The sequence below is a fragment of the Lysobacter sp. Soil_N_51 genome, from assembly GCF_057655755.1.
This window is the reverse complement of sequence record NZ_JBDGLR010000008.1, coordinates 45,937-59,501: the sequence shown is the minus strand read 5'-3', so window position 1 is coordinate 59,501 and position 13,565 is coordinate 45,937. Positions and strand designations below refer to the sequence as shown.

6 protein-coding genes and 1 pseudogene are annotated in these 13,565 nt (G+C 70.1%); 1 reads left to right on the top strand and 6 read right to left on the bottom strand.

The window, feature by feature from the left end; all coding sequences use genetic code 11:
* Window positions 1-218 precede the first annotated feature (218 nt).
* The 3 genes from AC3A4T_RS16335 to AC3A4T_RS16325 are packed head-to-tail and all read right to left on the bottom strand — an operon-like array spanning window position 219 to window position 2,688.
* Entirely contained in the window at window positions 219-1,439 is a 1,221-nt protein-coding gene (locus AC3A4T_RS16335) for an efflux RND transporter periplasmic adaptor subunit (protein WP_487676328.1), read from the bottom strand.
* Window positions 1,436-2,410 (bottom strand): SDR family NAD(P)-dependent oxidoreductase, encoded by a 975-nt coding sequence (locus tag AC3A4T_RS16330; protein WP_487676327.1) that lies wholly within the window; start codon window positions 2,408-2,410, stop codon window positions 1,436-1,438. The genes AC3A4T_RS16335 and AC3A4T_RS16330 overlap by 4 nt, the downstream gene beginning before the upstream one ends.
* Window positions 2,407-2,688: a DUF2798 domain-containing protein gene (locus AC3A4T_RS16325; RefSeq protein WP_046658611.1), complete on the bottom strand. Its 282-nt coding sequence runs from the start codon at window positions 2,686-2,688 to the stop codon at window positions 2,407-2,409. The genes AC3A4T_RS16330 and AC3A4T_RS16325 overlap by 4 nt, the downstream gene beginning before the upstream one ends.
* A gap of 531 nt (window positions 2,689-3,219) precedes the next feature.
* Here AC3A4T_RS16325 and AC3A4T_RS16320 point away from each other — a divergent pair.
* Window positions 3,220-4,179, top strand: a pseudogene (locus AC3A4T_RS16320) (LysR family transcriptional regulator); the annotation flags it as partial.
* A gap of 399 nt (window positions 4,180-4,578) precedes the next feature.
* Here the strand turns inward: AC3A4T_RS16320 and recD are convergent.
* The 3 genes from recD to recC are packed head-to-tail and all read right to left on the bottom strand — an operon-like array spanning window position 4,579 to window position 13,438.
* A complete protein-coding gene (gene recD / locus AC3A4T_RS16315) occupies window positions 4,579-6,423 on the bottom strand; it encodes an exodeoxyribonuclease V subunit alpha (protein WP_487676326.1) in 1,845 nt (614 codons plus the stop codon).
* Window positions 6,420-10,025, bottom strand: a complete 3,606-nt coding sequence (gene recB / locus AC3A4T_RS16310; RefSeq protein WP_487676325.1) for an exodeoxyribonuclease V subunit beta — start codon at window positions 10,023-10,025, stop codon at window positions 6,420-6,422. Before recB ends, recD begins: the two co-directional genes overlap by 4 nt.
* Window positions 10,022-13,438 carry an exodeoxyribonuclease V subunit gamma gene (gene recC / locus AC3A4T_RS16305; protein WP_487676324.1) on the bottom strand — a complete coding sequence of 1,139 codons (3,417 nt, stop codon included), beginning with the start codon at window positions 13,436-13,438 and terminating at the stop codon, window positions 10,022-10,024. The genes recB and recC overlap by 4 nt, the downstream gene beginning before the upstream one ends.
* Between the last annotated feature and the right edge of the window lie 127 nt (window positions 13,439-13,565).

Genomic DNA, 13,565 nt, shown 5'->3' with positions numbered 1-13,565 from the left:
TGCGGTGTTTGGCCGCATGAGTCCCCGGCCTGCGCCGTGGGGACGCGGGCCTTTGTTTGCGATAACCCGCAGGCGTGTCTGCTTTGGCCCGTCATTCCCGCGAAGGCGGGAATCCAGAGACTTCAAACGTTCTCGCCCGAAGAGCCCTGGATCCCCGCCTTCGCGGGGATGACGACCAGGGCTTTCGAAGGTTCTTTAAAGTGCGTGAGTCGCGGCGATCACAAAGCCCCGGCCGCCGCGCCCGGCGCCGCCGGCACCGGCGCCGCGGCGCCCATGGCGATGGTCTTGGGCGACACCGGCATGCCCGGGAAGAACACCTTCTGCACGCCGTGGACGATGACCTTGTCAGTCGGCGCCAGGCCCGATTCGACCACGCGCAGGCCCTCGATCATGCGGCCGAGCACCACGTCCTTGCGCACCGCTTCGTTCTTCGCGCCGAGCACGTAGACGTACTTGCGGTCCTGGTCGGTCAGCACCGCCTTGTCGTCGACCAGCATGGCCTTGAACTGCGCGCTGCCCTCGAGCTGGACGCGCGCGAACAGGCCCTGGGTGAAGATGCGATCGGTGTTGTCGACCACCGCGCGGGCGCGGATGGTGCCGGTGGTCGGATCGACCTGGTTGTCGGTGAAGTCGACCGTGCCCTCGTGCGGATAACCGGTTTCGCTGGCCAGGCCGATGCGGACCGGGTTCTTGCTGCCCTCGCGCTGGCCCTTGCGCGCCAGTTCGTTGTAGCGCAGGTAGGTCTGTTCGTCGCTTTCGAAGTAGACGTACATCGGGTTCTGCGACACCACCGTGGTCAGCACGGTCTGGTCGGCCGAGGCGAGATTGCCGACGGTGACCATGGCGCGGCCGGCGCGGCCGTCGATCGGCGAACGCACTTCGCTGAAGGTCAGATCCAGCTGCGCCGAGGCCACCGCGGCTTCGGCCGCGCGCACCGCGGCGTCGCCCTGGGTGGTGGCGGCGCGGCGGGTCTCGGCTTCTTCGCGCGAGATCGCCTTGGCCTCGACCAGGGTCTGCGCGCGCTTGTCCTGGGTCTTGGCCAGGCGCGCTTCGGCGCGCGCCTGTTCCAGCTGGGCCTGGGCGCGGTTGAGTTCGGCGCGGTAACGGCGCGGGTCGATCACGAACAGCAGGTCGCCCTTCTTGACCTCCTGGCCTTCCTTGAACGCGACGCGATCGACGTAGCCGCTGACGCGGGCGCGCAATTCGACCGATTCCACCGCGCTGACGCGGCCGGTGAAGTCGTCCCACTGACGCACCTGCTTGCTCAGCACCTGGGCGACGCTGACTTCCGGCGGCGGCGGCGCGCCGCCTTCGGGGGTGGCGGCCTGGCTGCCGCAACCGACGGCGGCCAGGGCGATGACGACGCTCGCGGTCAACGCGAGCAGCGAGAGCCCGAGGCCGGGTCGGCCGGAGCGGGCGGGAGAGTTGCGAGTGCTCATCGGGGGGTGGGTTCCTGTTTGGGATTATTCGAGGTCAACGACTTGAGCAATGCGCGCGCGTCCTGCAGACAGCGTTGCGTTTTTTCGTCGGCGGGGCTGCCCGGATCTTGCGGACACGCATCGCTGGAAGCCGTTGTGGCCGTGATCGTCTTGGGGGTGCTGGCGCGGCTGGTAGTGGTGGAATACGAATCGGTGGCGAGGCGGGGCGGGCTGGCGGTGGCGCTGGCGGGCGAAGGGGGGAGCCGCGCGCTGCTGCGCGGCGGCAGTTGCGGTGGCGGCTGGCGCAGCGCGTACGGCACGATCGCGCGCGGCGGCTCGCCGCTGACTTCGTGATCGATCAGCGCCATCACGCGCTGGCCGACCGACAGCGCGCTGGGCCATTCGGGGCAGGAATGGCGTTGGTTGAACTCGGTGCACACCGGCGAGTCGACCGCGAGCAGCTGCACGCGCACGGCCAGCTGACGCGCTTCGTCGTGCAGCACGCGCGCGAGCATGCGCAACGCGGCCGCGCCGATCGAGCGGTGTCCGTAACCGGCCCACGGGTGCTCGCTGCCGGGTCCGCCGATCAGCACGTAGGTGCCGCCACGGTCGTATTGCGCCAGCAGGGGCAACAGGTGGCGAGCCGCGGCGAGGTGGGGGAGGAGATCCTCGTCGAGCTTGCGGCGCAGGAAGTCGGCCGGGTTGTCGAGCAGGCGACCGCGCTCGGCGCCGCCGCAGACCGCGGCGACCACGCCGGCCAGCGGCCGGTCGAGCTTGCGCAGGGCGCGCGCGAGCTTGGCGCCGGCGGCGTCGCTGCTGACGGAGCCTGCGATCGTGGTCAGGTCGGCGTGGGGGTAGCCGGCCTTGAGCGCCTTGAGTTCGCTGCTCTGACGAGCGACCGCGATGACCGGGCGGCCGCTGTCGATCGCGGCCTGCACGACCCCGCGGCCGACGCCGCCGGTGGCACCGAGTACAACCAGTGGAGCTTTCATTGTCCCGCTCCCGGGACTTTTTCTCCCACTCGCGGGATGATCGCGTGACGCTTGTCATCCCGGGTGTAGTGCGCGAGCACGGCGCTGATCGCCGGCATCAGCAGCATCGCCGCCGGCAGGGCGATGGTGAAGGCCAGCACCCAGGCCAGCATCCAGGCTTCTTCCGGGCCCTGGGAAAGGCCCTGTCGGAAAACGACCACGGCCAGCCCGATCAGGGCGGACATGGCCACCAGCATCAAAGGTAGAAAAGCGAAACGGGCTTGGCGGGGGGTCAACATGGCGGGGGACTCCATCGATCTGCGGCACAGAGTAGAGATGGGAATGGCACTTGATTAGCCATGGATTAAGGGAATAATTGTCCCGGCAACGGTCCAATATCCCGATCGCCCCCTTGAAAGCCCCGGCACGGCCCCCTAGACCACAGGGGTCCGCAAGGAAACCGGGGCGATCAAGAGCCATCGATACCATCGACCGCCTTACTGTCGGCCCGCGCCGGCCGCGGCGGCAGTGGCCGGGATCAGCGGACACCGATGACACGCGTCACCCAACACCCGACCGGTCGGAACCGGCAGGCGCCACGCCACGGACAGCGATTCATCGCCATGCATTGAACCGGCGGCCGCGCCGGCGCGATATCCGGATTCCTCTATCTGTTCCCTTGCTATCGCTTATCGACTCACTGGCTTGCCGCTTCCGCTCCGCCGTCCCCGCACCCGACTCTCACTTTCGTTCCGCCTTCGAAGCGAACCACCGCAGCCGTCCCGACTCGCGCCGCTCCGTTTCGATCTCTACCTAGGAGGCCATTGCCCATGGCTCACGATCTCAACGACACCCTGATCTTCGTGAAGGTGGTCGAAGCCGGCAGCTTCATTTCCGCCGCGCGCGCGCTGCGCCTGCCCAAGACCACGGTCAGCCGCAAGGTGCAGGAACTGGAAACCCGCCTGGGCGCGCAACTGCTGCATCGCACGACCCGCAAGCTCGGCCTGACCGAGGCCGGCAACCTGTATTTCGAACACTGCCAGCGCATCGCCCGCGAACTGGCCGAAGCCGAAAGCGCGGTCGGCCAGTTGCAGGGCGGCCCGCGCGGCTGGCTGCGCATCACCGCGCCGTACTCGGTCGGCATCACCTGGATCGCGCCGCTGCTCGGCGAATTCCACGCGCGCCATCCGGAGGTGCGGGTGGAGATGAACCTGAGCAACGAAACCGTCGACATGATCGACAAGGGCATCGACGTCGCCCTGCGCGTGGGCGACCTGCCCGACTCCAACCTGGTCGCGCGCCGGCTGGCGATCTTCCGCACTCAGATCTACGCCAGCCCGAATTACCTCGCCCGCCACGGCGAACCGCTGCACCCCGACGACCTGCGCCATCACCGCACCCTGGCGATGCCCAAGTCGCGACGCAACAACGAGTACGTGTGGACCCTCAGCGACGGCGAACGCAGCGTCGACTACGTGATCGACCCGGTCATGGTCGCCAACGACCCCGGTCCGCTGCGCGGCGCGCTGCTGTGCGGCGAAGCGCTGATGCTGGCGGCCGACGTCACCGTCAAGGCCTTCGCCGAACAAGGCTATGTGCAGCGCGTGCTGGCGGGTTGGACCGGGCCGGAGTACGAGTTCAATGCCGTGTTCCCGCGCGGGCAGGTGCAATCGCCCAAGGTACGGGCATTCGTCGACTTCCTGGTCGAACGCCTGAACTTCGACGCCGATTACATGCAGGTGCTGTGCCCGGACGCCAAGCGCTTCCGCAAGGCCTCCGAAGAAGCCGAAGCGGCGATGGCCCACGGCCTGGCCAAGGAAGCGGCCAGCGAACCGCGCACCATCGCGGTACCGGTGGTCGAAGCGATCGAGGCGATCACCGAGGCGGTCGACAAGCGCGCGGCGAAGACGACCGCGCGCGTGGGCAAGCGTGGCGACGAGGTGGAACGCAAGGACGATACGCCGAGCGATGAGGATGCGGCGTTGGTGTAAATCCGCGCGGTCTCAGCTTGCGATTCACCATCCCGGCCGTCTCACGACGGCCGGTTTTTTTGGTACCTCCCCTGTAGGAGCGGCGTAAGCCGCGACCGCGACATTTCGGCTTCGACGCAGCTTTCGACGCAAGCGCAGTGCCGCGGTCGCGGCTCGCGCCGCTCCTACAGGGAGATACCAGCAACACGACGGATGACCTCAGCGCTCCCCCAACCGCCACGACAACCCCGACACCCGCGCCGCATGCCGCGACAACGCCAGCCGCAGCACCGCTTCGCTGCCGGCGATATGCAGCTCGCGGCGGGCGCGGGTCATGCCGGTGTAGAGCAGTTCGCGCGACAGGTGGCGCGCGTCCTGGCGCGGCAGTTGCAGCCAGACCGCGTCGAACTCCGAGCCCTGCGCCTTGTGCACGGTCATCGCGAACGCGCCGCTGTGCGCGGGCAAGGCCGAGGGATGGAAGGGGCGCACGCCTTCGCTGCCGCCGGCGAACCAGGCGACGGTCGCGGCGTTGGCCAGTTCGCGGCCGTCGGCGTCGCGCGGCCGCAGGCAGATGCCGATGTCGCCGTTGAACAGGCCGTGGCGATAGCTGTTCTCGGTGATCAGCAACAGGCGGCCGTGGAAATACGCCGGACGATGCGCGCCGGCCAGCGCTTCCTCGATGCGCGCATTCAACGGCGCCGCGCCCTGGCCGCCGTCGCGCAACGCGGTCAGCAGGCGCAGGCGCGCGGCGGCCTGCAGCGCTTCGAGCGGATCGTCGATCGCGGCCAGCGCGCGCCACGCCGGCAGCAGCCAGTCGCGGCCGGCGCCGGCCAAGGGGTCGTGCACGTCTTCGTGGAATTGCACGCCGGCCAATTCGCCGCCGCGCAACAAGGCCAGCACGGTGTCGGCGTCGCCGGCGCGGGTCGCTTCGGCGAGCGGCGCGAGTTCCAGGCTTTCGGCTTGACGATAGCCGCGACGCAGATGCACGCGATACGCGCTCAACGGCGCCGGATCGGTCTGGATTGCGATCTCGCCGAGCAGCGGCTGCAAGGATTCGGCCAAGGCCGCGGGCAGACCATCGTCGTCGCCGGCCGCATCGACGATCGCGGCGAGCACGTCGCCGGCTTCGACCGACGGCAGCTGATCGCGATCGCCGAGCAGGATCAGCCGCGCGCCGGCCGGCACCGCTTCGACCAACTTGCACATCAGCGGAAGGTCGACCATCGAGGCTTCGTCGACCACGATCACGTCGAACGCCAGCGGATTGCGCGCGTCGTGACGGAAGCGCGGGCTGTCGGGCACGCTGCCGAGCAGACGATGCAAGGTGCTGGCCTGATTCGGCAAGGCCTCGCACAGGCTCGGGTCGATGCCGTCGAGCGCGCTCAATCGCAACGCCGCCGCGCGCAGGCTCTCGGCCATGCGTTCGGCGGCGCGGCCGGTCGGCGCGGCCAGGGCGATGCGTGGCGCGCTGACGCCATCCAGACGCGCCTGCGCGATCAACAGCAGCAGCACCCGCGCGATCGTGGTGGTCTTGCCGGTGCCGGGGCCGCCGGTGGCGAGCAGCAGCGACTGCAGCAAGGCCAAGGCGGCCGCGCGCGCCTGGCGGTCGTCGTCGCGCGCGTTCGGAAACAGGATCGCGAACAACGGCGCCAATGCGGCCAGATCGGTCGGCGGCGGCGCGAACGCGGCGATCCGGCGCAGACCGTCGGCGAGACGGCGTTCGTACTCGCGATAGCGACGCAGATACAGCAGGCCGCGCTCGAGCACCAACGGCGCATGCGCGCTCGCGGCGATGCCGGGCGCGGGCGTGGCGACCCAGCGCGAATCGGCCAGCAGCGCGAGCCACTCATCCGGATCGGGCCAGTCGGTGGTCGCTTCGCTGAGCCACTGCGGGCTGCGCGGATCGAACGCGGCATGGCCGCGCGCGATCGCCTGCGAGGCCAGCGCGGCGGCCGCGAGCACCGCGTCGGGCGTGTCGCGATCGAGCCTGCGCAGCGCCTGCGCGAACGCATGATCGACCGTGCGCAGGCTGCCTTCGCGATGCAAGGCCTCGAGCAGGCTCATGCCACGGCTCCGGCGAACAAGGCATCGACCGCGTCGACCAGTTCGCGCGCGGGTTGGTGCGCGTACAAGCCGGCGCCGGGATCGGCCGGGTCGAGGCCGCGACAGAACAGATAGCGCACGCCGCCGAAATCGCGCGCGTAGTCGTAGTCGTCGCCAAGGCGGAACCGCAGCCAGCGGTGCAAGGCGACGGTGTAGATCAACGATTGCAGGGTGTACTCGCTTTCGCTCATCGCGCGTTCGACCTGGATCGCGTCGTAGGACGGCAGGCGGTTGGTCTTGTAGTCGAGCACGTAGTAGCGGCCTTCGAAGGCGTAGACCAAGTCGATCTTGCCGGTCATCAGACCTTCCAGGCGGCGACGCAGGCCGAACGCCTGGCGTTCACGCAACCAGCCATGCGCATGCAGGGTCGCGAGCAGGCGATCGACCGGCACCGATTCCAAAGCGAAATGGAATTCCATCTCGCTGCGCCGCTCGCGCTCGGGCAGTTCGCACAGGCGCGTGCCTTCGGGCAACGCGGCAGTGAGCGTGAGGCCGACCAGCGAAGTCAGCAGCGGCATGCCGTCGTCGATATCGGCATCGGTGTAACCCTCGCCACGCAGCGCCGAGGCCAGCCACGCGGCTTCGCCGTCGGGCGCGGGCGCGTCGGCGGTCCAGTCGCGCCACGCGCCGAAATCCACGCGTTCCAGCGCGGTGTGGACGACGTTGCCGAAGCGGCTGCCGGAATAGCGCGCATCGCCGGGCGTGAGCAAGACCGCGGCGATGTCGGGCTCGTCTTCGGCGCCGCGCTCGTCGGCGACCAGTGCGCCCTGGCCGGCGCCGTCGTCCTCGTTGGTCAGCTGGGTAAAGCTGTAAACCCACCAATCGCGCGGCACGCTGTGACGCGCGCGACGCGCCGGCGGCACCGCGCCGGCCGCGGGCGGCGGCAGCGGCGTGGGCGGGTGTTCAAGCGGTGCATCGTCGATGACGACTTCGCCGGGAAGTTCGCGCGCGAGCGCGTCGGCATCGGCCAGCATCGCCTGCAACGGCGAGGCTTGCGCGAGATACAACGGCCCGCTCGCCAACCACAAGGCATGACGCGCGCGGGTCAGGCCGACGTAGAGCAGGCGCGCGTCTTCCGAACGCGCCTCTATCCCTGCGCGTTCGCGCGCGCTGTCCCAATCCGGCGCGTTCGGATCGAACACCTCGCTCTGCACCTGCAGCACCCGACCGTGAAGCGGATCAGGGTATTCGCACCATCGGCCGCCGCGCGGCTCGCGCCCGATCGCCACGAACGGCAGGAACACCAACGCGAACTCCAGGCCCTTGCTCTTGTGCAGGGTCAGGATCTGCACCCGGCGCGCGTCGGATTCCAGCCGCAGCTGCTGTTTTTCGTCGCTGTCGTCGGCTTCGGCGATGCGCAGATGCAACCAGTCACGCAGACCGTGCAGGCCGAGCGAACGGGTGTCGGCTTCCTGCAGGGTTTCGCCGAGTTGCAGCAGATTGGTCAGGCGGCGTTCGCCATCGGCCAGCGCGAGCAGGCGCGGCGCGTGTTCGGCGCACAGGTCGCTGACTAACGCGAGTGGCCCATGCCGCTGCCACCGCTCGCGCCAACTCAGCGCCTGCGCTTGCCACACCGCCTGCTCCGTCTCGTCCAACCCCAACGCTGCGATGCGCTCCCCATCCAACCCGATCAACACCGTAGCCAGCGCCGCGCGCAAACGCCCGCCGTCGCCGGGATGCAGCACCGCATCGAACACCGTCAGCAACTCAATCGCCTGCTCGGTCGCGAACAGGCTGCGTCGGCCGGCCGCGACCGCGGCGATACCGGCCGCGATCAGCGCCTGCTGGATGCGCGCGGCTTCGTCGTGACTGCGCACCAGCACCGCGATATCGCCCGGTTGCAGCGCGCGGCCGTCAATGCTCGCGCGGCCCTCGCGCGCATCGCGCAGCCACGAGTGGATCGCGGCGACGCAGGCGCGCACGGCCAGCTCGCGCGATTCGGGTGAACTCCATTCGGGTTTCTTGCGATCGTCGTCGGGCGCGGGCAAGCGCCGGATCGTCAACGCCGGTGCGATCGCGCCGTCGCGTTGCAGATCGGCGTCGGCGACCGCGCCGCCGGGCGCGACTTCGCGAAAGCGGATGCGCGCATCGACGAAGGCGGTATCGCCGGCCTGCGCGTACAGCGCCGAGATGGCGCGCAGCACGCTGGGCCGCGAACGGAAGTTGTGATCCAGCGGCGGCGCGGCCTCGGCCAATGCGGCCGCCGTCAGATAGGTGTGGACGTCGCCGCCGCGGAAGCCGTAGATCGCCTGCTTCGGATCGCCGATCAGGAACAGGCCGGCGGCGCGCGCGGGTTCGCCCAAGCCCGTTTCCAGCACCGTCGCTTCGCCGAACACGCGTTCGAAGATCCGCCACTGGCGCACGTCGGTGTCCTGGAACTCATCGACCAGCGCCACCGCGTACTGCTCGCGCAGCCGCTGCGCCAGGGCCTCGCCGTGCGGCCCGTCGAGCGCCGAGGCGACATCGGCGATCAAGTCGTCGAAGCTCTGCACGCGCCGAACCCGCTTGAGTTCGGCCAGGCGCACGCGTCCGGCATCGCGGATGTCGTGGACCAGACGCAACGCCTGCCGCGCCAGCCATTGCGCGCGTTGCGCGTCAACATCGAGATAGCGTTCGACTGCCAGGAACAACGGCGACGACGGCGTTTGCGCCTGCTTGCCCTTGTTGGTTTTCTCGGCGAGCACCGCCGGGGTCAGCCGATCGATGCGCGGCTCGATCGGTTCGATCGGATCGCCGTTCGCGCACCAGCGATCCAGCGCTTGGCGCAATTGTCCGGGCAGAGTCGCGCGCCAGGTCTGGCCGTTGAGCACCTTGGCCGCCATCGCCGCTTCGATCGCGTCGAACGCCTGCGCGCCGTGTTGTTCGTAGGCCAACCGCAGCGATTCGGCCGCGTCCTGCAAGGCCGACAAGGGATCGGGCGATAGCTCCGGCACCGACGGCAGCAACACCGGCGCGCGCATCAACGCGCCCAGGTCCGAGGCCAATGCGCGCGGCCCGGCGGGCCATTGCAGCGACAGAAGTTCGGCCTGACTGGCGTCGTTGCCGAACGCGCGCCACAGGTCGACCGCGATCTCGTCGATCAGCTCGCGTTCGCTGCCGATCATCTCCGGCGCGGCGAACGGCTGGCCGGTTTCCAAGGCGTGTTCGGCGAGCACGCGCGCGCAGAAGCCGTGGATGGTGACCACCGCGGCCAGATCGATCTCGCGCGCGGCGCGTTGCAGACGCGTGCGCAAGGCCGCGTCGCCTTCATGCTCGGCCTGCGCGCGCACCAGTTCGCGGGTGATCGCGCGTTCGCCGTCGTCTTCGGCGGCGATCAGGGCCGGATCGTCGGCGGCGATGCGCGCGGCCAGCAGCAGACGACGACGCAAGCGTTCGCGCAGCTCCTGAGTGGCGGCGTCGGTGAAGGTCACCGCGAGGATGTCGCCGATGCGCAGGCCGCGTTCGATCACCAGGCGGGTGACCAAGGTCGCCAACGTGTAAGTCTTGCCGGTGCCGGCGCTGGCTTCGATCAGGCGCAGGCCGTCGAGCGGCAGGTCGAGGAAGGGATCGCGCACGGCGCTCATGCCTGCCCGCCTTCGTCGCGGCCATGCACGACCGCGTCGAACACCAACTTGGCGATGTCGCGGAATTGTTCGCCCGAATCGGGATCGAGAAACGGATCGCGTCCGCGCAGCGCCAACCGCACCGCGGCCGAACTCGCTTCGCCCCAACTGCGCGCGCTGCCGTGCCATTGCGCTTCGGCCTTGTTCCAGCCGGCCTTGTTCCAGGCGTTCGGATCCTGCGCCGCGGCTTCGTACCACAGCCAACCCGCGCGCGGCAGGAACGGCAACGGCATGCGCAGGCCGTAGTCGCGCAGCCGCAGCAGCGCGCGCAACGCGGCCTTGGCCTCGCGCGGCGACAACGCGTTGCGCAGATGCGGGCCAGGGCCTTCGTTGGTGTGCGCGAACTGCGCCAGCGGACGCGGATCGCCGAGCGCCGACAGCACCAGCCAGTCCAGGCCGTGCGCTATCTGCGAGGGGCCGTGCAGGCTGTCGAAACGCAGCCGCGCCAAGCCACCCGCATAGACATCGTCGAGCCGGCCGCGCAACTGGGTGCCGCCCAGATCGAGTTCGAACGGCAGCACTTGGCCTTCGCCGTCGCGCCAACGCGCGAACGCGTCCGCGTACGGACGCACCTGACCGAGCAAGGCATCGAGCTGGCGCCGCCCCAACGGACCGGTCGGCAGCAGCGCGCGTGCGCGCAGACTCGCCTGCAGGCGGTCGCGATCGATCCGGCCGTCGCCGGCGATCAGGTCGTCGAACACCGCGCGCTGCAGTTGCTGGCGCATCAATCCCGGCCCCGGCAACACCAGCGGTTCGACGTCTTCGCCGCTCTCGACTTCGTCGGGCAGGCGCAGGCCCAGGCGCTGGCGCAGGAACGCGCTCGGCGGATCGCGCAGGAACGCGCGCAGGTCCTGGTACGCCAGCGTGATCTCGTTCGCGTCGGCCGGCATCGGCGGCAACGCATCTTCCAGCCACGGGCCGAGTTGCAGGCGCGGGCCGTGGCCGCCGGCATCCGCGGCCGGTCGCCATTCGCTGCGATAGCTGAAGCGCCGCGGATCGATCTCGCCGCCGCGTCCGTCCGGATCGGCGCCGAACGCGGCCGGCGCGAACGGCTGCAGCGGTTCGCGCACCACGAACTCGCCGCGCGCGCGCGTCGGGTCGGCGTGATAGCGCGCGGCGACATCCAGCAACTCCGACACCAAGGTCGACGGTTCGCGCGCGCTGCCGTCGCGCGGATCGGCGCCGAGGTAACTCAGATAGAACGCGTCGGACGCGGCGGCGAACAGCTGCAGAAACAAGAAGCGGTCGTCGTCGCGCAGCGAACGGTCGCCGTGACGGCGCGCGGCGGTGCCCAGTTCGGCGGCGAGCCGGTTCATGCCGCCGGCCGGATCGCGGCGCGGGTAATCGCCGTCGTTCATGCCGAGCAGGCAGATCACCCGGAACGGAATCAGCCGCATCGGCACCATCCGGCCGAAGCTGACCCCGCCGGTCAGCAGCGGCGCGCGGGTGTCGGCTTCGGCCAGGGTCGCGCGGAAATGCGCGCGCACCACTTCCGGCGGCACCGTGGCGTTGAAGTCGGCGTTGTCGGCATCGCTGGCGAAACGTTCGATCAGGCTGCGCAGGCGTTCGAGGGTGCGCTGGTCGGCGTTGTCGCGCGGGCGTTCCGGCAACAGCGCGCGCAGCAGGCCGAGCAGGCGGTCGGCCCATTGCCCTGGGGTCAGGTCGCCGGCCAGGCCGCGTTCGAAGCGCGCGAGCACGCGCAGCAGACGGATCAAGGCGTCCAGCGCATCCAGCGACGCGCCTTCGAGTTCGGCGTACGGCGCGATCCCGGCGACCAGGCTGTCGGCGGCCTCGCCATCGCCGGCGGCGTGGCCGATCAACAACCGATCGAGCGCGAACGCCCAGGTGTAGGCATCGTCGCCCGGCGCGTCGTGGCGGCTGCGATGGGCCGCGTCGATGCCCCAGCGCGCGCCGGCCTGACCCAGCCACAGGCGCAGCCGTTCCAGGCCGGCGGCGTCGAGCCCGGCCTGATCGGCGATCGCCGGCGTCGCCAGCAGGTCCAGCACTTCGCCCAGGCCGAAGCGCGACACCGGCAGCGCGAGCAGGCGCAGGAACACTTCGGCCAGCGGCTCGGCCGCGAGCGGGCTGACGTCGGCCAGCGCATACGGAATGAATCCCGCGCGCCCGGCCAGGCCGCCGAACACCGCGGCGATATGCGGCGCGTACGGATCGATGTCGGGCGCGAGCACCGCGATCTCGCGCGGCTGCAGCGGCGGATCGAAGCGGCGGCCCTGTTCGGACTGCGGGTCGAGCAGGCCCTGCAACTGATCGTGCAGCACCTGCACTTCGCGCAAGCGGGTGTGGCAGGCGTGGACCTGCACGCTCGCGTCGAGGCGATCGACCTGCGCGCGCCACGGCGTCGCCGGCAGCGCGCGCCGGTGCAGCAGGTCGCGTTGCAGGCGTTGCAGCAAGGTATCGCGCGTCGGGTCGTCGTGGCGGCTGTCTTCCGGGTCGGCGTAGGCGGCGATCTCGCCGGAGGGATGCACCACCTCGTAGCCGCCGAGCACCGCCATGAAGTCGCGCCCGGCCGTGCCCCAGGCCTGCAGCAGCGGGTTGTCGTCCTCGCCGAACGCGGCGTCCTCGCCCTGGCGCAGGCGTTCGGCCAGGGTGCCCAGGTCGCCCCAGTACTTGCGCGTCGGGGTCGGCAGATAGAAGTGCAGGGTGCCGGCGATCGCCTGGGTCGCGATCACCCGCAGCACGTCGGGCGAGACGTTGAGGGTGGCGAAGGCGAACAGCCGCGACGGCAGGCCGCGCGGGATCCGCGCCGGGCCGTGCTCGCCGCCATCGTCGTTGAAGCGGCTCAGGTAATCGTCGATGCGCCGCGCGCGGTAGCGACGGCCGGAGGCGATGCGGCGCCACAGCGCGGCCTGGGCGTCGTTGCGGTCGCGGCCGGCGTCCCAGGCCAACAGCCAGTCGCGGCGCCAGGCCTGGTACTTCTCGAACAACGAGGCCAGCTCGCCCGACAGCGACCACGATTTGATCGGGTCGTCGCCGTCCAGGTAGGCGCGCAGCGGCGCCAACGCCGGCTCGCGCAGCTGCGCCGGCTGCGACAGCACGCCGTACAGGCGCCAGCGCATCGCCGAGGCGTCGAGATCGTCGCCGCGCTCGGCCGGGTCGATGCCCGGTTCGTTGGCGTCGAGCGCGCGCTGGACGAATTCGCCCGGGGTGAGGAATTCCAGATTGGCCGCGATCCCGTACGCCTGCGCCAGCGTCGCCTGCAGCCAGCGGCGCATCGCGACCTGCGGGATCAGGATGGTGTCGGGCGCCAGCAGTGCCTGACCGGGCGCGGGCGTGCGCAGTTCCTGCGCCAGCAGACCGGCGAGGACGTCCAGCGCATTGGAATGGTAGAGACGGAAATCGGGACGCGCAGGCATTGCGCCATCTTGCCGGAATGGGTGCCAGGGCGCCTGGAGAGGGTGTGGCGATTGGGGCGTTGGCTTTAGAGCGAAAGGCGAATCCCCCACCGCGCGCCCACCCCACTTAAAACCGTTTTAATCGCCC

Excerpts from the sequence above, each read along its gene's own strand:
- recB (WP_487676325.1), bottom strand. The coding sequence starts at position 10,025 with ATGAGCGCCGTGCGCGATCCCTTCCTCGACCTGCCGCTCGACGGCCTG.
- AC3A4T_RS16325 (WP_046658611.1), bottom strand. The coding sequence starts at position 2,688 with ATGTTGACCCCCCGCCAAGCCCGTTTCGCTTTTCTACCTTTGATGCTG.
- AC3A4T_RS16335 (WP_487676328.1), bottom strand. The coding sequence starts at position 1,439 with ATGAGCACTCGCAACTCTCCCGCCCGCTCCGGCCGACCCGGCCTCGGG.
- AC3A4T_RS16330 (WP_487676327.1), bottom strand. The coding sequence starts at position 2,410 with ATGAAAGCTCCACTGGTTGTACTCGGTGCCACCGGCGGCGTCGGCCGC.
- recC (WP_487676324.1), bottom strand. The coding sequence starts at position 13,438 with ATGCCTGCGCGTCCCGATTTCCGTCTCTACCATTCCAATGCGCTGGAC.
- recD (WP_487676326.1), bottom strand. The coding sequence starts at position 6,423 with ATGAGCCTGCTCGAGGCCTTGCATCGCGAAGGCAGCCTGCGCACGGTC.